The following is a 19,240-nucleotide window of genomic DNA, read 5'->3' as shown; positions in this document are numbered from 1 at the left end:
GATGCCTCGCTCAGAGTCGGAAGAATCCGCGCCGCGCGAACAGCGGCGCTGAGACGCTGGCAACCAGCAGCGGATCGCAATGCAATTCCTCGACGCGCCGCACCTCGTTGCTCGAGCCCATGATCAGCGGCACGCGCTGGTGCAGGCTCTGCGCGGAGAGGTCGAGGATGCGCTCGCGCCCGGTCGTGGCCGAGCCGCCGGCCTGCTCGATGATCATCGCCATCGGATGCGCCTCGTAGGTGAGGCGCAGGCGACCGTCGCCATAGCCGGGACGCGCATCGGAGGGATAGAGGAACACGCCGCCGCGCGTGAGGATGCGATAGGCCTCTGCGACCAGCGAGCCGATCCAGCGCATGTTGAAATCGTGGTTGGCGGGCCCCTCGACGCCGGCGAGGCATTCGTCGATGAAGGCGCGCACCGGCGGATCCCAATGGCGGCGGTTCGATGCGTTGATCGCGAACTCCTCGCAGGCCTCGGAGATCTGCACGGCACTGCGCGCGAGGCGGAAGCAGCCGGCCTTGCGGTCGAGCGTGAAGATGTCGACGCCGTCGCCGAGCGTCAGCACCAGCGAGGTCTGCGGGCCGTAGGTGACGAAGCCGGCCGCGAGCTGCGCCGAGCCGCGCTGGTGGAAGGCGAGCGAGAGGTCATCGGGCGCGGGCAGGATCGAGAAGATCGTGCCGACGGTCATGTTGATGTCGATGTTGGAGGAGCCGTCGAGCGGATCGATCGCGACGCAGATGCGCCCCTCGCGGTCGCCGATCTGCGGCTCGCGCATCTCCTCCGACGCCAGCGCGGCGACCGGCAGCCTGCCGAGGCAGCGGCGCAGGATCGCATCGGCCTGCACGTCGAGATCGCGCTGGACATCGCCGTCGCTGTTGCGGCCGGTGGTCAGTCCCGAGGCGTCCGCGAGATCGCCGGTGGCGATGAGATCGGCGATCTCGATCGCGGCCGCGGCGATCGCATCGACGGCGGTCGCCACGGCCAGCGCGTGGGGTGCGGTTTCTGAATACCGTTGAAGGTGGTCGTCCAGCCTGAGTTGCCCGGTCATCTGCGTCCATCCCCTGGGCCGGCGCCGCATCCATTTCCCTCCACGCTGGAGGTCGGTGCGGTCAGTCCCGGCATGAGGAGATTGACAGGGGCAGCTTAATAAGGAAAATTTCTATTCATAATGAGCGCCAAAGAATTTTCTTATAATGGCCCCGGCCATGCGGCGGCCCAGCTCCGGCATCTGACGATCCGGCAGCTTCGCTCGCTCGCGGCATTGTCGGCCAAGGGCAGCGTGACGGCGGCCTCCGGCCATCTCGGGCTGACGCAGCCGGCCGTGACCCAGCAGCTCCGGCAGCTTCAGGACCTCGCCGGCCTGCCGCTCGTGCAGCGGACCGGCGACGGCATGCTGCTAACGGAGGCCGGCAAGGAGGTTCTGGCGCTGGCCGAGCGGGTCGAGGCCGCGATCATGGATTGCCAGGGCGCGCTCGACCTGCTGGCGGGGCGGACCGGCGGCACGGTGCAGCTCGGCGCGGTCTCGACCGCGAAATATTTCGTGCCGCACGCGATCGCGGCGTTCTCGAGGCGGCATCCCAAGATCGAGATCAAGCTCACCATCGGCAATCGCGAGGAGATCCGCGAGGCCATGCATGGCTACGACCTCGACTTCGCGGTGATGGGTCGGCCACCGGCCGACGTCAGCGTCGACGTCCGTCAGCTCGGACGCAATCCGCACGTCATCGTCGCGCGCAAGGGGCACTGGCTGGAGAAGGATTCCGGCCTCAGCCTGACCGACCTCGTGCACGAGACCTTCCTCACCCGCGAGCCCGGCTCGGGCACGCGGACGCTGATGGAGGGCATGTTCCAGAGGTCGGATCTCGAGCCGATCATCGGCATGGAGATGAGCAGCAACGAGACCATCAAGCAGGCGGTGATCGCCGGGCTCGGCATCGCCTTCATCTCGGCCCACACGGTCGCGCATGAACTCGCCGAGGGCCGGCTCATCGTGCTCGATGTCGCCGGCCTGCCGATCGTCCGCCAGTGGTACGTGATCCGCCGCAGCGACAAGGTGCTACTGCCGCCGGCGCAGGCGATGTTCGATTTTCTTGGTTCCGAGGGGGCGAACTTTCTGCCCGTCGTGCCCGAGCTCGGCGGGCCATAGCCCGCAGATGGCTATGCCATCAGCTTCATCGCAATCGTCGCCGCCAGAATGACGATGATCTGCAGCAGGCGCTCTGTCGTGAAGATGCGGTTGAAGGTGGTCATCGCTCGCCCCCGGCCTCCCTGAAGGAGATCTCGATCGGGATGTTGCTAGCACAAGAGGGCATCGAGACAATCCCGTAGTCGTCCCGGGTCGTCCGGCCCCGACCGGGCCGATCGCGCCCCGCCCTGCGCGGTCAACGATCAGGCCGCGAGCGGAGCGGCGCAGTCCATGCGCGTGGCGAAATAGGCTTCCAGCTCCGACAGCGCCCGCGCTTCCCAATCCCTCGCCTGCTCCAGCAGCGACCAGCTCTGGCCCGGGCGGAACGCGGCGGTCTGGCGATAGAGCGATGCGATGCCGCGATAGCGGCGCACGTTCTCCAAAATGGCCTGACCGTTTGCTTGGCCGTTCATGTCCGAAAACTCCCTCGTCATTCCCGGGGGAGAAATTGCGGCCAAATCTTTTTCGAAAAGTTAGCGGCGCGCGGCAAGCTCGCGCATGGTTGCCGGACTGTTGCGCGTGCGCAACGCGCACGCTCGCGCAATGCCGATTTATTGCGAATTCGTTGCCGCGCTCTTGCCCGAAGGCTTCAGCCCGCCGCGGCTGATGATGGTCATCGTCTCGCGGCAGAGATCGGCGAGGCCGATCAGGAGCACGGCGAGCAGGCAGAACAGGTTGATGGAATCCGCGCCCGCGCTGGACAGCGGGGTGAACTCGAAGAACGGCGGTATGAACGCCCACCACACCAGCGGCACGGTCAGCAGCGCGGCGAATGCCGCCGCCGGCGCGCCCGCGACAAGCGCGAGCAGGAACAGGCTGGGCAGGAACGCCGCGAAATAAAGCTTTGCGCCAAGTACCACGAAGATGCCCTGAAGCAGGGCCGACACTGCGACGACGACGAATCCGAGCAGGAACGCCTGCCACGACCATGGCCGTACCCGCGGTACGCCAAACAGCCCCGCACGCTTCATCAACCTCCCCCTGCCGCCCGTTAACCAGGTCCGATTGCGACGAAAGTACTACAGCTGCAACCAAACCGCGAGATGGAAATTGCGGCACACACGGCATGGCACGGCCGCATGTCTGCGGCTTGGTAAACACCCGCATCGCACAATTTCCGTCCCGGCCGCCGCTACTCGGTGGCCGCATAGAGCAGGCCCGCGACGGGCAGCGCGAGGCCAATGGCCGAGGCGAGCGTCCAGCCGCCCTGTGCGAAAGCCCAGGCGCCGACCGCGGAGCCGGCGGCTCCGGCGGCGAAGAACGTCGCCATGTAGAGGCCGTTGAGGCGGCTGCGATGCTCGTGCCCGAGCGTGAAGATGGCGCGGAAGCCGAGCACGACGTTGCCTTGCACGCCGATATCGATGGCGATCGCGGCCACGACCAGGCAGGCGAGGTTCAGCATCGAGCCGGGCGCGCCGAGATAGGTCGCGAGGAAGCCCGCGGCCGCGAGCAGCATCGCAACCAACGTCGCGATACGGCTATGGCCGTGATCGGCGAGACGGCCCGCGATCGGAGCTGCGAACACGCCGGCGACGCCGGCCAGCGCGAACAGCGCGATGCCGCGCTGGGAGAAGCCGAACGCGCCGGCGAGCTGGAGCGGCGCGACCGTCCAGAACAGGGTGAAGCAGCTGAACAGGCTCGCCTGGTAGAGCGCGCGGCGCCGGAGCAGCGGCGTGGTCCGGGCCAGATGCGGCATCGACAGCAGCAGCGTGCCGTAGTGCATGCGCGCGACGGGCCTGCGCTTCGGCAGCGCCATCCAGAGCGCGGCCGCGAGCACGATCATCAGCGCGGCGGAGGCGAAGAACACCGCATGCCACGACGAGGCCGCGGTGACGAAGCTCGACACCGGCCGCGCCAGCATGATGCCGAGCATCAGCCCGGTCGAGACGTTGCCGACGACGCGGCCGCGGATCGCCTCGGGCGCCAGATGCGCGGCATAGGGGATGATGATCTGCACGGCGACCGAGCCGAGGCCGATGAACAGCGCGGCCGCCAGGAACGGCAGCGCATGGGTGGCGAAGGCGGCGGCGAGCAGCGCGGCGGCGCCGAGCGTGATGACGGAGCAGATCAGCACGCGATTCTCGACGAGGTCGCCGAGCGGCACGATGAAGAGCAGTCCCACGCCATAACCGATCTGGGTCATGGTCACGATCAGCCCCGCCGCTGCATGCGACAGGCCGAGCGCAGCGCTGATCGGGGCGATCAGCGGCTGGGCGTAATAGAGGTTGGCGGCGACCATGCCACAGGCCGCGGCAAGCACGAAGGTCAGGCGCTGCGATACCGCATCCGGCCCGGGTGCGGCCTCGATCGTGGCATTCATCGTCATTTACGTGGGTCTCCGATAATCGGGAACGATCATTCCCTAATAAGACATGAATTCAGGCGAGCAGCTTCATCGCGACGCCGACGAGGCGGGGCCCGTCGAGCGGCAGGCGCGCCTTGCCGACGACGCGCATGCCTTGCGTGATGCAGATCATCAGCCGCGCGGTGTCGTCGGCATCGACATGGCCCGGAATCGAGCCGTCGGCCTGGCCTTCGCGAATGAGGCCAGCGATGAAATTCTCGTTGGTCTCGAGCTGCGCGCTGACGCGTGCACGGACCGCCGGATCGACCGCCGACAATTCAACGGCGCTGCCGACCACGAGGCAGCCGCGCCGCCCCTCGACGCCCTGGGAATGTTCGACATAGGACAAGAGGACGTTGCGCAGCCGCTCGCGGCCGTTCCCCCCGCGCGCCGCCGCGCTGCGGGTCTGCTCCCCGCGCACCGCGGTGTAGCGCTCGAAGGCGGCGAGGAACACCGCATGCTTGTCGCGAAACGCCTTGTAGACGCTGCCGGTCGCAAGCCGCATCGCCGCGGTGAGATCGCCGATCGAGGTGGCGTGATAGCCGCGCTCGCGAAACACCCGAAGAGCGCGATCGAGCGCGGTGTCCATGTCGAACTCCCGGGGACGACCGGGCGGACGAGCGAAAGACTGGGACTGGCGGGCGGCCTTTTGCATTGCGGGATAATAGGGAATGGTCGTTTCCGAATAAAGACACGTGGTTGTGATGGGGTAGGGATAGCGAAACAAGAGCAGCGGCCGGCCTCACTCTCGTGTCCCGGCCATGGAAAGAAGGGATCACCCCTTCGGCCGCACCGTCGTGCCATCCGCCATCGTCGTCACGCCCTTCCGCTCGACGATCATCCCGTAGGCGCGCGGCTGGCGGTGAACGTCGAAATTAAAGGTGGTGCGCTTGTAGGAATTGCAGAGGTCGAGATCGCAGCGGGCGAGCGCGAGCTCGTCGCCCTTGGTCGTGCAGCGCGCGATGATCTCGCCGGAGGGCGCGATGATGCAACTGCCGCCGATGTGGTCCACGCCCTCCTCGATGCCGGCCTTGGCGACGCCGACCACGAAGGTGCCGTTCTGATAGGCGCCGGACTGCATCACCAGATGATTGTGGAACAGCGAGAGATCGTCATGCTCCGGCGCGGGCGGATTGTGCACCGGCGTGTTGTAGCCGATCATCACCATCTCGACACCCTGCAGACCCATCACGCGGTAGGTCTCGCTCCAGCGGCGGTCATTGCAGATCGCCATTCCCATCATACCGCCGAACGCATCGACGACGCCAAAGCCGCTGCCGGGCTCGAAATAGCGTTTCTCCAGATGCTGGAATTTGCGCCAGGGCTCGTGCTCGGCATGGCCGGGCAGATGGACCTTGCGGTACTTCGCAATGATCGCGCCGCTCTTGTCGACGAGAATGGAGCTATTGTAGCGCCTGACGGCACCTGCCTCGACGGTCAGCTCGGCATAGCCGAGGTAAAATCCGATGCCAAGCTCGCTCCCGAGATCGAACAGGGCTCGCGTCTCCGGGCCCGGCATCTCGCGCTCGAAAAAGCTGTCGATCTCGGCCTGATCCTCGAAATACCAGCGCGGAAAGAAGGTGGTCAGCGCGAGCTCGGGATAGACGATCAGGTCGCAGCCGTTGGACCGTGCTTGACGCATCAAGGCCATCAGCCGCGCCACGACCTCGGTTCTGGTCTCACGCCTCGCAATCGGGCCAAGCTGGCCGGCCGCCACATTCACAAATCTCGCCACACCCTGTCCTTCGCTTTTTCCGCGCCGTCGTGACCGCGCACATGCAGATTCCGCGCCTATGACGCGCGCCGCGCAAGAGCACGCCGGCCTGCGCGACCAATCGAGGAACTTCCGTTGCCAATCTGCAACGGTTCCCCGCCGTCTGAAGCCGGACAAAAGAAACTCCCATTGCGGCCACGAACCGCTCTCACAACGCCGTGAGACTATCAGGGGAATGACGATGCGCGCACAACGCGTTTGGAAAGTGAATGGGGCCGCCAGCATCGGGCAGCTCCAATCCAGGCTAGACGATCTGAACAAGCGTCTCAGCCAGCTCGAAAACCAGAATCCGGAGAATTGGAAGCTCGAAGAGCTGAGATCGAGCGCGCTCAGCCTGTCGCGCGAGATCGACGACATCCGCTGCGCGGAGGCGACGGAGGCGTTGAGCGAGCTGCTGCGGAAGTAGCCGGCCTACCGATTCGCAGCTTGCGCAGGGAACCAACCTTGCGCCCCGCCATTTCCATGCTGAGCATGGAGCAAGATCATGACCAGGCACCTGACACGCGCCCATCTCGTGCGCGGCGTGGCCGGCGCGGTATCCACGCTGGTCCTGTGCGCGACGGCCGCCTTCACCATCGCGCGCCACTTCGCGCTGTGAGGGATGATCACATGACGTCGGACCCCGAGGAGTCGGTAAGGCTGCAAGGTTTCGGCGAGATGACGTTGCGCACCGCCATCGCGACGCTGATGGCGCTCGGCCCGCGCGAGCGATCGGAGGCTGCCATCTTCCGCATCCGCGACGGCGTGCGGCTCGCGCAAAGCGAGATCACCGAGCTCGCATCACACTGGGACATCCCGCCGATGCCCGAAGTCAGGTCACCAAGGCTCGTCCCGGAGCAGCACTGGACGGACATCGTGCGCGGCATGGTGCGCGAGGCACCGCTGCCGTCGCTGATGGTGGCGTTCCTGGTGGGCGTGCTGGTGGCGCGGCGGTGAGGACGTCCACACCGCCGGTAGCGACGCCTAGGCCCTATTCGTGGCGATCCATTGCGGACGCGGTCTTGGTGTCACGCATGGTCAGATAGACCAGCAGCGACACCGCGATGCAGCCGGTGAGATACCAGTAGAACCAGCTTTCGTGACCGATGGACTTGAACCAGAGCGCAATCGATTCCGCGGTGCCGCCGAAGATCGAGACAGTCAGCGCATAGGGCACGCCGACGCCGGTCGCCCGCACGCTGGTCGGAAACAATTCGGCTTTCACCACCGCATTGATCGCCGTGTAGCCCGACACGATCATCCAGGCAGCGGCGATGAGGAGGAAGGCCGAGAACGCATCATGCGTCGCCTGGAGCGTCGTGAGCAGCGGAATGGTGAATAGCGTGCCCGACACGCCGAATCCGATCAGGAGCCATTTGCGCCCGATGCGGTCGGAGATCGCGCCGTAGATCGGCTGCAGCACCATCGCGAAGACGAGGCTTCCTGCCGTCACCATGGTGGTCTGGTCGTCCGTCAGCTTCACCGAGAGGCGAAGGAACTTCTGCATATAGGTGGTGTAGGTGTAGAAGGCCGCCGTGCCGCCCATGGTCAGCCCCACCACCAGCATCAACTCGCGCGGATAGTTGAGCAGCGCGCGGATCGAGCTGGATTTCTTGACCGCCGCCTGGCTGCTCTTGAAGGCATCGGTCTCATGAAGATTGCTGCGCATCAGCGCGGCCACGACCGCGAGCACGGCGCCGAACGCGAACGGCACGCGCCAGCCCCAGGCGCGGATCTCCTCGGTCGAGAGAAACACCTTCTGCAGCAGGAGCAGCACCAGGATGGCGCAGAGCTGACCGCCGATCAGCGTCACATACTGGAAGCTGGAATAGAAGCCGCGATTCTTCTCGTCCGCGACCTCGCTGAGATAGGTGGCGCTGGTGCCGTATTCGCCGCCGAGGCTCAGGCCCTGCAGGACGCGCGCAAGGCCGAGGATGACGGGAGCGGCCAGCCCGATCGACGCGTAGGTCGGCGTCACCGCGATGATCAGCGAACCGAAGCACATCATCACGACGGACAGCGTCAGGGCGTTGCGCCGCCCGTAGCGATCGGCGAGATGGCCGAACAGCCAGCCACCAAGCGGGCGCACCAGGAAGCCCGCCGCAAACAGCAGAGCCGCGTTGAGCTGTTGCACCACTTCATCGCCATCGGGAAAGAACGCCTTGGCGAAATAGAGCGAAAACGCCGCATAGGCGTAGAAGTCGTACCACTCGACGAGATTGCCGACGGAGCCGACGAAGATCGCCCGCAGCCGGCGCTTCATGTCGAGGCTATCCGCGCGCGTCTCCGTGACGGGCGCGCCGACATTATGAATTGAGGCTTCCTGTGAACTCACGACGTCCTCCGCATATTTGTTGTCCTTTGACGAAGCCATCCGCTCGCGTGTTGGCGCGCGAGTTGATGCCGTCCCGGAAAACCGGATGGTTTCGGCGCTCCTTCAGCAACGGCTGTGCCAGTCGCGACCGGCGCGCGAAAATGCGGGGAATTGCAGCAAACAGAGCAGTTTCTTGAGGAGGGAGGCCTCGCGAAGGTCAGAGCGTCGGCAAGAATCCGCCGATGCGAACGCCGCCATCGGCGGATTTCCGCCGATGGCTTGCCGGCTCAGGGATCCCTGCGGCCGGGCCGCGCCAGGGCGTATTTCGCCATTTTCTCGTTCAGGGTCCGGCGCGGGACGCCGAGCTCCTCGGTGACAGCGGCAATCGACCCGTCGTGCTCGCGCAAGGCGGCCTCGATCAGCGCGCGCTCATAGGCCGCAACGCGGTCGGCGAGCGTCCGCTGCGGCGCCCCCGGCTCGCCCCGTCGCAGGATCTCGGCCACGCTGTGGCCGGTCGCCGCCAGCCCCAGCGCGTAGCGTTCGGCGACGTTCTTCAGCTCGCGTACATTGCCTGGCCAGTCATGGGCGAGCAGCGCATCGAGATCGTTCGCCCGCAGCGACGACATGGTGCGGCCCGCGCCCTTGGCGGCGGCGGCCGCGAAATGCTCGAACAGCAGCAGGACGTCATTGCCGCGCTCGCGCAGCGGCGGCAGCTGGATCTCCGCTGCCGCGAGGCGAAAGTAGAGATCGGAACGGAAGCGCCCCTGGCGGCTTTCGATCGCAAGATCGCCCTTTGCAGCCGCAATGACGCGGACGTCGACCGGCAGGAGCTTGTTGGAGCCGACCCGCTCGATCGTACGCTCCTGGAGAGCGCGCAGGATCTTGGCCTGGAACGGCAGCGGCATGCTCTCGATCTCGTCGAGCAGGAGCGTGCCGCCGCTGGCGTGCTCGAACTTCCCGATGCGGGCACCCCGTGCGCCGGTGAAGGCGCCGGCCTCATGGCCGAACAATTCGCTCTCGAACAGCTCGGCCGGGATCGCGGCACAGTTCACGGCGACGAAGGGCGCCTTCGCACGCGGACCGAAATCGTGCAGGGCCCGCGCCACCACCTCCTTGCCGGTTCCGGTCTCGCCGGTGACGATCACGTCGCGATCATGACCGGCAAGCTCGAGGATGCTGGCCCGTACCGCCACCATCGCCTTCGACAGGCCGACCAGGCGGGCATCGATCGCGCCGGGCGCGGCGAGGCGATCCGCGAGCTGGCGAAGCTGCAGTTTCAACTGCCGCCGCTCGATCGCGCGCGTGATGACGGCCGAGAGGAGCTCGGGATCATGAGGCTTCTGCAGGAAGTCGTAGGCGCCCTCGCGCATCGCAGCGACCGCCAGAGGCACGTCGCCATGCGCGGTCAGCAGCACGACGGGAATGTCGGGATCGGCGCGGTGAACGTCGCGCATCAAATCGAGTCCGGACCGCTGCGGCATGCGAAAATCGGTCAGCACGGCGTCGGGCGGGCTCTCTGTCACGAGGCGAATAGCCTCATCCGCGCCGGCGGCGGCCCGGACCGTGAAACCGCCCAGCTCCAGCCATTGCCGCACCGAATTGCGGACGATCTCCTCGTCGTCGACGACTAGCACGGACCCGCTCATGCGTGCAGTTCCCGATGTTGCGAGGCCGGCGCGACGTCCATGACCGGAATGACGACCTTGAAAGTCGAGCCCCTGCCCGGCGTGCTCTCCACCAGGATATCTCCTCCGAACTCCCTGACAATTCCGTACGAGATCGAGAGCCCTAGGCCAAGCCCCTCGCCGATCTCCTTGGTCGTGAAGAACGGGTCGAACAGCGATTTGATGTGCTCGGGGGCGATGCCGGCGCCGGTGTCGCTGACCTCGATCACGGCGCTGTCGTCGCGGCGACCGAGCGCGACCCCGAGGACCCGCCGCTCGCGATCGCGCATCGCATCGATCGCGTTCGACAGCAGATTGACGACGACCTGCTCGAGCCGGATCGGATTGGCGAGACCATGAAGCGGCTCGTCAGGCGCGGAGCGCACCACCTCGATATGTTCGTTGGCGATGCGGTATTGCAGCAGGCGGATCGCATTGTCGACCACGGGCGCGAGCGCGACGGCGCTGCGCGTGCCGGTCTCCTTGCGCGCGAACATCCTGAGGTGATCGATCAGCGCCATCATGCGCTCGGCGATCGAGGACATCAGGTCGAGATTGGCGGCGGCACGATCGACCTCGTTGCGGCGGAGCAGGACGCGGCTGCTCGCGACATAGGTGATCAGCGCCGCGAGCGGCTGGTTGATCTCGTGCGCGACGCCGGCGAGCGCCTGACCGAGGCTTGCAAGCTTGGCGCTCTGCACCAGGCTTTCCATGGTCCGGCGCAGCTCTTCCGTGCGCTCGGCCACGCGCCGCTCGAGAACGTCATGCGCGTCGAGCTTTGCCCGAACGACCTGCCGCCGCTGATAGGCAACCAGCACGACCAGCAGAGAGGCGATCAGGGCGAAGACGCTCGCGATAGCAACGGTCGATGCATTGCGCCGAGCATCGGCGACATCCGAGAACAGGAGCAGCCGCCAGCCTTGATCGTGCGGACGGACCTGAAGGGCGTAGTCCCCAAGCTCGACATTGCCGCGGCCGCGCGCGCGACCGATCTGAACCCGTTCCCGGTCGCCTCTGGGCACGAAGACCGGAGCTGCGTCGATCGCCTGACCGAATTGCTGCGCGGCATTCAGCTCCGCGAGCCGCTGCGCGGGGACCGGCAGCAGCGGACGGTATTTCCAGTCCTCGCGGCTGGCGAGGAAGATCACGCCATTCTCGTCCTCCATCGCGACGAGGTCGCCGGCACGCGCCCAGTCGGCCTCGAGCGCACTGAGATCGATCTTGACCACGGCAACGCCGAGGGTTTTGCCGCCCTCCACGATCCGGTGCGACAGGAAATAGCCGGGCTGTCCCGTGGTGGCGCCGACGGCGTAGTAATGGCCCTCGCCGGTTCGCATGGCGTCCATGAAATAGGCGCGGAACCCGTAATTGTGTCCGACGAAACTCGAATCCAGATCGAAATTGCTTGCCGCGAGCGCGAGGCCGGTGCTGTCGAGAACATAGAGCTCGGCGGACCGGGCTCCCTGATTGAGCGATTTGAGGTAGCGATTGGCGGCGGCGGTCGCCGCTGCATCATGGGGATCGCGATAGAGCTCGCGGATCGGATCGGCGAGCGACAGGACCGCCGGCAGATAGCGATAGCGCGCAACAGTCGCATCGAAGGTGCTGGCAATCAGCGCAAGCCGGTCATTGGCCTCCCGCTCCATGCGCGCAAAGGCGGCATCCAGCGCAAGGACGTAAGCCAGCCAGCCCGCCGCCGCGATGGCCGCAAGCGCGGCTATGCCGATCAGCACGTATCGCGGCAGGGCTGGACGGCGGCGTTGCATCGGGGCTCCGGATCGAGGCGATATCGCTAGGTAGCACAGAGGACTGGCCGCGCGGCTGCGAAACGAGGCCGCTCCCTCGCCTGTGCGCCTGTGGAGCCATGCCGCCGCGGCAAGCCGCCCTGCCCGGCCAAATCCGCCGTGGACCCGATCCCGAAATCGTTGCAAAAAGGCGTTCCGAGGTGCCGGCGGCCGGTCCGCCAAGCCTCTGGAAAACGTCAACTTTTGGAAGAATGGTCGGAGTGGCAGGATTCGAACCTGCGACCCCTGCGTCCCGAACGCAGTGCTCTACCGGGCTGAGCCACACTCCGACAAGAAGGCGGCTTATAGCGTCGGGTTTGGCGCACCGCAAGCGGCCGAGATGAGGAATTTTGTCCCTGTGAAAACGGGTCTTGAAACGCTGATTTTACCGGCCGGCGAGGCCGCCGCCGGGACCGCCGCCCGGACGCTTGCCGCCGGCGGGCTGGTCGCGTTCCCGACCGAGACGGTCTACGGGCTCGGCGCGGACGCCGCCAATGCTAGCGCTGTCGCCCATATCTACAGCGCCAAGGGACGGCCCGCCTTCAATCCGCTGATTGCCCATGTCGCGGACATCGCCGCTGCGCGCCGGATCGGCCGGTTCGACGCGCGCGCCTTGAAGCTTGCGGAGGCGTTCTGGCCGGGCCCTCTGACCCTGGTGGTGCCGAAAACGGACGACTGCCCGGTGGCGGATCTCGCCACTGCAGGCCTCGACACCGTCGCGATCCGCATCCCCGCCCACCCGGTGGCGCAGTCGATCCTGCGCGCCTTTGGCGGGGCGGTGGTGGCGCCGTCGGCCAACATCTCCGGACACGTCTCGCCGACGCTGGCCGCGCATGTCGAAAGCGATCTTGCCGGGCGGATCGACCTGATCGTCGACGGTGGGCCGGTCGACGTCGGCGTCGAATCGACGATCGTCGGCTGCTTCGAGACGCCGATGCTGCTGCGGCCAGGCGGGCTGTCGCGCGAGCGAATCGAGGCCGTGCTCGGCGCTCCTCTCGCGCGGCCGCCCGTGGAGGCCGGCAGCAACGACAGCCAGCCGCTGGCGCCAGGCATGCTGGCCTCGCATTACGCGCCGCGCGCCAATGTGCGGCTCCGCGCGCAGGACGTTGCGCCGGGCGAAGCGCTGCTGGCGTTCGGGCCTTCGCACCTGCCCGGCGTTGACGCTGCCTCAGTCGTCATGAATTTGTCGCCCGCCGGTGATCTCGATGAAGCCGCCGCCAACCTGTTCGGCTATCTTCGCAGCCTGGATGCGAAGAACCCGCAGGCGATCGCGGTGATGCCGATTCCCGAGGAAGGCTTGGGCGAAGCGATCAATGACCGGCTGCGCCGGGCGGCCGTGGCGCGCTAGAAGGCGGAATGAAAGAAGAAGACGAGATGAACATCAATAAATCTGCCACCCCTCCGCTTGCGCCCGAGCTGATCGAACAATTCCGCAAGATCGTCGGCGATCGCCACGCGATCACCGATGCGACCGACATCGAGCCTTACGTCACCGAGGAGCGCAATCTGTTCCACGGCCGCTCGCCGCTGGTGCTGCGCCCGGGCTCGACGGCGGAAGTCGCCGCAATCTGCAAGCTCGCCTCGGAGCACAGGATCGCGCTGGTGCCGCAGGGCGGCAACACCGGGCTCGTCGGCGGCCAGACGCCGCACAATGGCGAAGTCGTGGTGTCGCTGCGGCGGCTCGACAAGATCCGCGAGGTCGACACCGCCTCCAACACCATGACGGTCGAAGCCGGCGTGGTGCTGCAGGTCGCGCAAGCGAAGGCGTCCGACATGGACCGGCTGTTTCCGCTGTCGCTCGGCGCCGAAGGCAGCTGCACCATCGGCGGCAATCTCTCCACCAATGCCGGCGGCACCGCCGCGCTCGCCTACGGCGTCGCGCGCGAGATGGCGCTGGGGCTGGAAGTGGTGCTCGCCGACGGGCGCGTGCTCAACGTGCTGTCGAAGCTGAAGAAGGACAACACAGGCTACAATCTGCACAACCTCTTCATCGGCGCGGAAGGCACGCTCGGCATTATCACGGCGGCGACGCTCAAACTGTTTCCAAAGCCGCGGGCGGTCGAGACCGCCTATGTCGGACTGAAATCGCCGGCGGCGGCGCTGAAGCTGCTGACGATCGCGCAAAGCGAGGCCGCCAATGCACTGACGAGCTTTGAGCTGCTCTCGGAGATGGCGGTCGATTTCTCGGTCCGCCACGGCATCGACGTGCGCGATCCGCTTCAAGAGAAGCATCCCTGGTACGTGCTGATGGAATTGTCCTCTCCCGGTGACGACGCCCGCACGCCGCTGGAGACGATCCTGACCCGTGCCATGGAAGAGGAAATCGTCGACGACGCCGTGATCGCGGCCAGCCTCGCCCAGCGCAACAATTTCTGGAAGCTGCGCGAGGAAATGTCGGCGGCGCAGAAGCCGGAGGGCGGCTCGATCAAGCACGACATCTCCGTGCCCGTCGCCGCCGTGCCCGCCTTCATCGAGGAAGCCAACGCCGCGGTGGTGAAACTGATCCCGGGCGCGCGGCCGGTGCCGTTCGGCCATCTCGGCGACGGCAATCTGCACTACAATGTCAGCCAGCCGATCGGTGCCAACACCGCGGATTACCTGGCGGGCTGGCACGAGATGAACGCGGTGGTGTTCGAGATCGTGCTGCGCATGGGCGGCTCGATCTCGGCCGAGCACGGCATCGGCGTGCTCAAGCGCGACGAGCTGCCCGAGGTGAAGGACAAGACCGCGATCGAGCTGATGCGGTCGATCAAGGCGATGCTCGATCCGCTCGGCATCATGAACCCGGGGAAGGTGCTGTGAGCGTGTCTCTCACGATCGATGCGATCAGCGATGCCGATGTCGAGAAGGTCGTCGCGCTGTGGCAACGCTGCGGCCTGACGCGTCCCTGGAACGACCCGCATGCCGACATCGCGCTAGCGCGGCGGCGGGAGAACTCCACCGTGCTGGTCGGCCGCGATGGCAGCGCGGTCGTCGCGTCCGTCATGGTCGGCCATGACGGCCACCGCGGCTGGGTCTATTACGTCGCGGTCGACCCTGACAGCTGGAAGCGCGGCCATGGCCGCGTCATCATGGCGGCGGCGGAGGACTGGCTGCGCGCGGCCGGAATTTCGAAGCTCCAGCTCCTGGTCCGGCGCGAGAACGCGCAGGCCAATGCGTTCTATGGCTCGCTGGGTTTCGAGCTGTCCACCTCGGTGATGTTCCAGAAGTGGCTCGACGGCCGCGAGACCACGCCAAGCAACTGAGATCCAGCCATGACCATTTCCGACCGCGTCCGCATCAAGGACGTCCGCGTGCTCTCGGACAACTGGACGCCGCTCAAGACCACGACGTTCGAGTACCGGCGCGCCAATGGCGCGTGGCAGACGCAGCACCGCGAGACCTATGAGCGCGACAACGCCGCCGCCGTGCTGCCCTACAATCTTGCCCGCCGCACCGTGATCCTGGTGCGCCAGTTCCGCCTGCCGGCCTTCATCCGCGGCTACGACGATCTCCTGATCGAGGCCGCGGCCGGCGTGCTGGACGATGCCTCGCCCGAGGTACGCATCCGCGCCGAGGCGGAGGAGGAAACCGGCTATCGCCTGCATCACGTCCACAAGGTGTTCGAGGCCTTCATGAGCCCCGGCGCCGTCACCGAGAAGCTGCACTTCTTCGTCGCCGAATACGAGCCGGAGATGCGGGTGAGCGACGGCGGCGGGCTCGAGCACGAGGGCGAGGACATCGAGGTGCTGGAACTTTCCATCGACGAAGCGCTGGCGATGATCGCCGACGGCCGCATCATCGACGCCAAGGCGATCATGCTGCTGCAATACGTGGCGCTGCATATTTTCAGGTGACGCGCTTACCCTCCCCTGGAGGGGGAGGGTAAGCGCGTAGCGCGAGCGGGGTGGGGGGATCTCTCCACCCGGGCAGTATTGTTGGCGGAGAGACCGTCACCCCACCCCGCTGCGCATTCCGCTTCGCTCCATGCTCAGCGACCCTCCCCCTCCAGGGGAGGGTAAGAGGCACCGTTCGCGCCGCATCATCCTCATTCTGCAATTCTGTCCCGCGTCGCCGCTCTCCCCGTTGAGCAACCCCGAAACTAGCTCTAGTCTGTCGCCAACCAAGAACCAGGAGACGCGCCCCATGTCCGCTCCGCGCGACGACGAATTCGGCTTTGCGCCCGACTATGACTCCCCCGTCCCCTACATGCAGCGCACGCGCGATTATTACGCGGCGATCGGCTACACCACGCCGTATCGCTGGGCGCATTACACCGAGGTACCGTTCCAGCCGCTGAAGAAGCCGCTGGCAAAGTCGCGTGTCACCATCATCACCACCGCTGCACCTTACGATCCCACCAAGGGCGACCAGGGGCCGGGCGCGGCCTATAACGGCAGCGCGAAATTCTATCAGGTCTATGACGGCGACACGTCGCAAGAGCACGACCTGCGCATCTCGCACATCGGCTACGACCGCAAGCACACCTCGGCGACCGACAGCGGCACCTGGTTTCCGCTGCCGCAGTTGTTGAAGGCGTCGGCATCGGGGCGCATCGGCGAGGTCACCCCGCGCTTCTTCGGCGCACCGACCAACCGCAGCCATCGCGTCACGCTCGACACCGACGCGCCGGAGATCCTGTCGCGCTGCCTCGCCGACAAGGTGGACGTCGCCGTGCTAGTGCCGAACTGCCCGGTCTGCCACCAGACCACCGCGCTGGTGGCGCGGCACCTCGAGCGAAACGGCATTCCAACCGTGATCATGGGCTGCGCCAAGGACATCATCGAGCACGCCGCCGTGCCGCGGTTTTTGTTCAGCGACTTCCCGCTCGGCAATTCCGCCGGCAAGCCGCACGACGTCGCCTCGCAGGCGCAGACGCTGGAGCTGGCCTTGAGGCTGCTGGAGACCGCGAGCGGACCGCAGACCACGATGCAATCGCCGCTGCGCTGGAGCGAGGACGCCTCCTGGAAGCTCGACTACAACAACGTCGCGCAGCTTTCGCCGGAAGAGCTGGCGCGGCGCCGCGCCGAATTCGACAAGCAAAAGGAGATCGCGCGCGGCAACCGCGCCGCCTGACGTCCTCCAATAACAACAACCATCGGGAGAGAGACGTGACGCGACCGTTCGAGGGCGTGAAGGTCCTGGACTTCACGCAAGTGCTGGCCGGCCCCTATGCGAGCTACCAGCTTGCGCTGCTCGGTGCCGACGTCATCAAGGTCGAGCGGCGCGAGGGCGAGGACATGCGCCGCACGCCGCTCTCCCGCGAATGGGCCGAGCGCGGGCTGGCCCCGGCGTTCCAGGCCATCAACGGCAACAAGCGCAGCCTGACGCTCGATCTGCAGAAGCCCGACGCCATCGCGATCGTGAAGAAGCTCGCCGCGCAGGTCGACGTCGTCATGGAAAACTTCCGTCCGGGCGTGATGGACAAGCTCGGTATCGGCTACGAGGCGCTCTCGACGATCAATCCAAAGCTGATCTATTGCGCGGTATCAGGCTTCGGCCAGACCGGCCCGGACCGCCTGCGGCCCGGCTATGACGGCAAGATGCAGGCGCTGTCCGGCATCATGGCGATCACCGGCCATCCCGAGACCGGGCCGACGCGCGCCGGCTTTGCCGTGTGCGACGTGCTCTCGGGCGCCACCGCCGCATTCGGCGTGTCGAGCGCGCTGTACCAGCGCGACCGCACCGGCAAGGGACAGCTCATCGACGTCTCCATGCTGGAGGCCACGATGGCGTTCCTCTCGGGCCAGATAGCGGACTGGTCGGTCGCCGGCCATCGTCAGCAGCTCTCGGGCAACCAGGCGGTGAGCCGCAGGACCACCGCGAACCTGTTCAAATGCGGCGACGGTCACATCCTGCTCGCCGTCAACAACGAGAAGCAGTACCGCGCGCTGATGTCCACGCTCGGCCGCGAGGACACGCTGAGCGATCCGCGCTTTGCCGACTGGTTTTCGCGCAACGAGAACGAGCCGGCGCTGCGCGCCATCATCGAGGCGGCGCTGGCGAAACGGCCCGCGCGCGAATGGGAGACGATTTTGGAAGACGCCGGCGCCCCCTGTGCCAGCATCTGGAAGGTCGAGGAGGTCATCGACCATCCGCAAGTGAAGGCCCGCGGCGCGATCCAGGAGCTCGACACGCCCTATGGCCGCCTGCGCTTTGCCGGCAGCGGGTTCAAGCTCGCCCATGGCGGCGGCAAGCTGGATCGCATGGCGCCGGAGCTGGGGACGGATACGGATGCGGTGCTTGGCGAGTTGGGGTTCGATGCGGAGGAGATTGCGGCGCTGAGGGCGAGGGAGATTGTGTAGAGCGCCACACTCTCCGCTGCCGTAGGGTGGGCTAAGCGAAAGCGTGCCCACCCTTGCGCGTTACGGCGAGAGATCGTGGGCACGGCGCGTTGCGCCTTTGCCCACCCCACGGAAGCTCGCCTAGAACAACGACCCCTGCCCGTCATCCGCCGGGCTAGCGGCAACCTTCCGCACCTTCTTCGGCTTCGCCGCCTCTGCCTCCGCCTCCATCTCCTCCGCACTGATCGGCAAGAGCAGTTGCTCGTCGTCATTGGCAACGCGGTTGACGCGGGTGGAGACGGGATGCCAGGCGAACTCGCCGATGCGCGGGGGCCTCATCAGCGGCAGGATCGCATCGACCTCGTCGCCGCGATGATCGAGCCAGCGCTCGAAATCGCGCGAGCTGATGGTGACGGGCACGCGGTCATGCAGCGCGGCGAGGTCCTCGCCCGCCGCCGCGGTGACGATCGCGACCGTGTCGAGCTCCTCGCCGTTCGGTCCGACCCAGGTCTCGAACACCGCGGCAAAGCCGAGCGGCTCGCCATCGGCACGGTGGATGAAGAAGGGCTGCTTGCGGCCGCCTTCCGACTTCCACTCGTAATAGCCGTCGGCCGGGATCAGGCCGCGCCGCCGGCGTATAGCTTTCTTGAAGGCGGGCTTCTCCAGCACCGTCTCCGAGCGGGCGTTGATCAGCAAGGTAAATCCGCGGGGGTCCTTGACCCAGCTCGGCAACAGGCCCCAGCGCATCAGGCGGAAATGGCGCGTGCCGTTCTCGATCAGCACGACCGGAATCGGTTGCGTCGGGGCGACATTGTACCGGGGCGGGAAATTCGGCTGCTCGACATAGCCGAACAGTTGCCGCAAAGCCGCGGGGGCCGAAGTTATGACGAAGCGTCCACACATCCTTGGGCGTCTATATAGGGTCCGTTCAGG

Annotated in this window: 19 protein-coding genes and 1 tRNA gene; 9 read left to right on the top strand and 11 right to left on the bottom strand. The window is 66.4% G+C overall.

All coding sequences use genetic code 11. The annotated features are described in order from the left end of the window. Positions 1-10 precede the first annotated feature (10 nt). Complete coding sequence (locus tag JQ603_RS36425; RefSeq protein ID WP_212347931.1) at positions 11-1,048, bottom strand: class 1 fructose-bisphosphatase; 1,038 nt, start codon at positions 1,046-1,048, stop codon at positions 11-13. Between the two features lie 120 nt (positions 1,049-1,168). Between JQ603_RS36425 and JQ603_RS36420 the strand changes: the two genes are divergently transcribed. Next, positions 1,169-2,146, top strand: coding sequence for a LysR family transcriptional regulator (locus tag JQ603_RS36420; protein ID WP_212347928.1), 978 nt, complete (start codon positions 1,169-1,171; stop codon positions 2,144-2,146). Positions 2,147-2,388: 242 nt separating this feature from the next. Here JQ603_RS36420 and JQ603_RS36415 read toward each other — a convergent pair whose 3' ends face one another. The 5 genes from JQ603_RS36415 to JQ603_RS36395 form a co-directional block, all read right to left on the bottom strand. Next, complete coding sequence (locus JQ603_RS36415) at positions 2,389-2,598, bottom strand: hypothetical protein (protein WP_212347925.1); 210 nt, start codon at positions 2,596-2,598, stop codon at positions 2,389-2,391. A 138-nt stretch (positions 2,599-2,736) separates the two neighbouring features. Further along, a complete protein-coding gene (locus JQ603_RS36410; RefSeq protein ID WP_212347922.1) occupies positions 2,737-3,156 on the bottom strand; it encodes a DUF4118 domain-containing protein in 420 nt (139 codons plus the stop codon). 161 nt (positions 3,157-3,317) lie between these two features. Continuing rightward, the gene (locus JQ603_RS36405) at positions 3,318-4,511 is read right to left on the bottom strand and encodes an MFS transporter (protein ID WP_212347919.1); all 1,194 of its coding nucleotides are present in this window, start codon (positions 4,509-4,511) and stop codon (positions 3,318-3,320) included. Positions 4,512-4,563: 52 nt separating this feature from the next. Next, positions 4,564-5,184 (bottom strand): TetR/AcrR family transcriptional regulator, encoded by a 621-nt coding sequence (locus tag JQ603_RS36400; protein WP_212347917.1) that lies wholly within the window; start codon positions 5,182-5,184, stop codon positions 4,564-4,566. Positions 5,185-5,304: 120 nt separating this feature from the next. Next, a complete protein-coding gene (locus JQ603_RS36395) occupies positions 5,305-6,264 on the bottom strand; it encodes an N-carbamoyl-D-amino-acid hydrolase (protein ID WP_212347915.1) in 960 nt (319 codons plus the stop codon). 58 nt (positions 6,265-6,322) lie between these two features. On the opposite strand from JQ603_RS36395, the gene JQ603_RS38210 reads away from it, so the two are divergent. Together JQ603_RS38210 and JQ603_RS36385 are read left to right on the top strand one after the other, a co-directional pair. Further along, positions 6,323-6,709: a hypothetical protein gene (locus JQ603_RS38210; protein ID WP_245004098.1), complete on the top strand. Its 387-nt coding sequence runs from the start codon at positions 6,323-6,325 to the stop codon at positions 6,707-6,709. Between the two features lie 203 nt (positions 6,710-6,912). Next, positions 6,913-7,239, top strand: a complete 327-nt coding sequence (locus JQ603_RS36385; protein WP_212347912.1) for a hypothetical protein — start codon at positions 6,913-6,915, stop codon at positions 7,237-7,239. Between the two features lie 34 nt (positions 7,240-7,273). On the opposite strand, the gene JQ603_RS36380 is transcribed toward JQ603_RS36385, so the two are convergent. From JQ603_RS36380 to JQ603_RS36365, 4 genes are all read right to left on the bottom strand, one after another. After that, a complete protein-coding gene (locus JQ603_RS36380) occupies positions 7,274-8,545 on the bottom strand; it encodes an MFS transporter (protein ID WP_212348006.1) in 1,272 nt (423 codons plus the stop codon). A 338-nt stretch (positions 8,546-8,883) separates the two neighbouring features. Next, entirely contained in the window at positions 8,884-10,242 is a 1,359-nt protein-coding gene (locus tag JQ603_RS36375) for a sigma-54-dependent transcriptional regulator (RefSeq protein ID WP_212347909.1), read from the bottom strand. Further along, on the bottom strand, positions 10,239-12,026 hold the full coding sequence (locus tag JQ603_RS36370; protein ID WP_245004097.1) for a sensor histidine kinase: 1,788 nt from the start codon (positions 12,024-12,026) through the stop codon (positions 10,239-10,241). The genes JQ603_RS36375 and JQ603_RS36370 overlap by 4 nt, the downstream gene beginning before the upstream one ends. Positions 12,027-12,257: 231 nt before the next feature. Next, a tRNA-Pro gene (locus tag JQ603_RS36365) sits at positions 12,258-12,334 on the bottom strand. A gap of 68 nt (positions 12,335-12,402) precedes the next feature. Here JQ603_RS36365 and JQ603_RS36360 point away from each other — a divergent pair. From JQ603_RS36360 to JQ603_RS36335, 6 genes are all read left to right on the top strand, one after another. After that, a complete protein-coding gene (locus tag JQ603_RS36360) occupies positions 12,403-13,392 on the top strand; it encodes an L-threonylcarbamoyladenylate synthase (RefSeq protein WP_212347906.1) in 990 nt (329 codons plus the stop codon). A gap of 26 nt (positions 13,393-13,418) precedes the next feature. Further along, on the top strand, positions 13,419-14,846 hold the full coding sequence (locus tag JQ603_RS36355; RefSeq protein WP_212348001.1) for an FAD-binding oxidoreductase: 1,428 nt from the start codon (positions 13,419-13,421) through the stop codon (positions 14,844-14,846). Further along, positions 14,843-15,289 (top strand): GNAT family acetyltransferase, encoded by a 447-nt coding sequence (locus JQ603_RS36350; protein WP_212347903.1) that lies wholly within the window; start codon positions 14,843-14,845, stop codon positions 15,287-15,289. The genes JQ603_RS36355 and JQ603_RS36350 overlap by 4 nt, the downstream gene beginning before the upstream one ends. Positions 15,290-15,298: 9 nt before the next feature. Next, on the top strand, positions 15,299-15,880 hold the full coding sequence (locus JQ603_RS36345) for an NUDIX domain-containing protein (protein ID WP_212347900.1): 582 nt from the start codon (positions 15,299-15,301) through the stop codon (positions 15,878-15,880). Between the two features lie 289 nt (positions 15,881-16,169). Continuing rightward, positions 16,170-17,099 (top strand): glycine/sarcosine/betaine reductase selenoprotein B family protein, encoded by a 930-nt coding sequence (locus JQ603_RS36340; RefSeq protein WP_212347897.1) that lies wholly within the window; start codon positions 16,170-16,172, stop codon positions 17,097-17,099. Positions 17,100-17,134: 35 nt separating this feature from the next. Further along, on the top strand, positions 17,135-18,328 hold the full coding sequence (locus tag JQ603_RS36335) for a CaiB/BaiF CoA transferase family protein (protein WP_212347894.1): 1,194 nt from the start codon (positions 17,135-17,137) through the stop codon (positions 18,326-18,328). Positions 18,329-18,448: 120 nt separating this feature from the next. On the opposite strand, the gene JQ603_RS36330 is transcribed toward JQ603_RS36335, so the two are convergent. After that, positions 18,449-19,210 (bottom strand): SOS response-associated peptidase, encoded by a 762-nt coding sequence (locus JQ603_RS36330; RefSeq protein WP_212347891.1) that lies wholly within the window; start codon positions 19,208-19,210, stop codon positions 18,449-18,451. Between the last annotated feature and the right edge of the window lie 30 nt (positions 19,211-19,240).

This window comes from Bradyrhizobium liaoningense, from assembly GCF_018130825.1.
In the GTDB taxonomy this organism is placed as follows: Bacteria; Pseudomonadota; Alphaproteobacteria; order Rhizobiales; family Xanthobacteraceae; genus Bradyrhizobium; species Bradyrhizobium liaoningense_B.
Note: the sequence above shows the minus strand (reverse complement) of the source record. Positions and strands in the feature narration are given on the sequence as shown.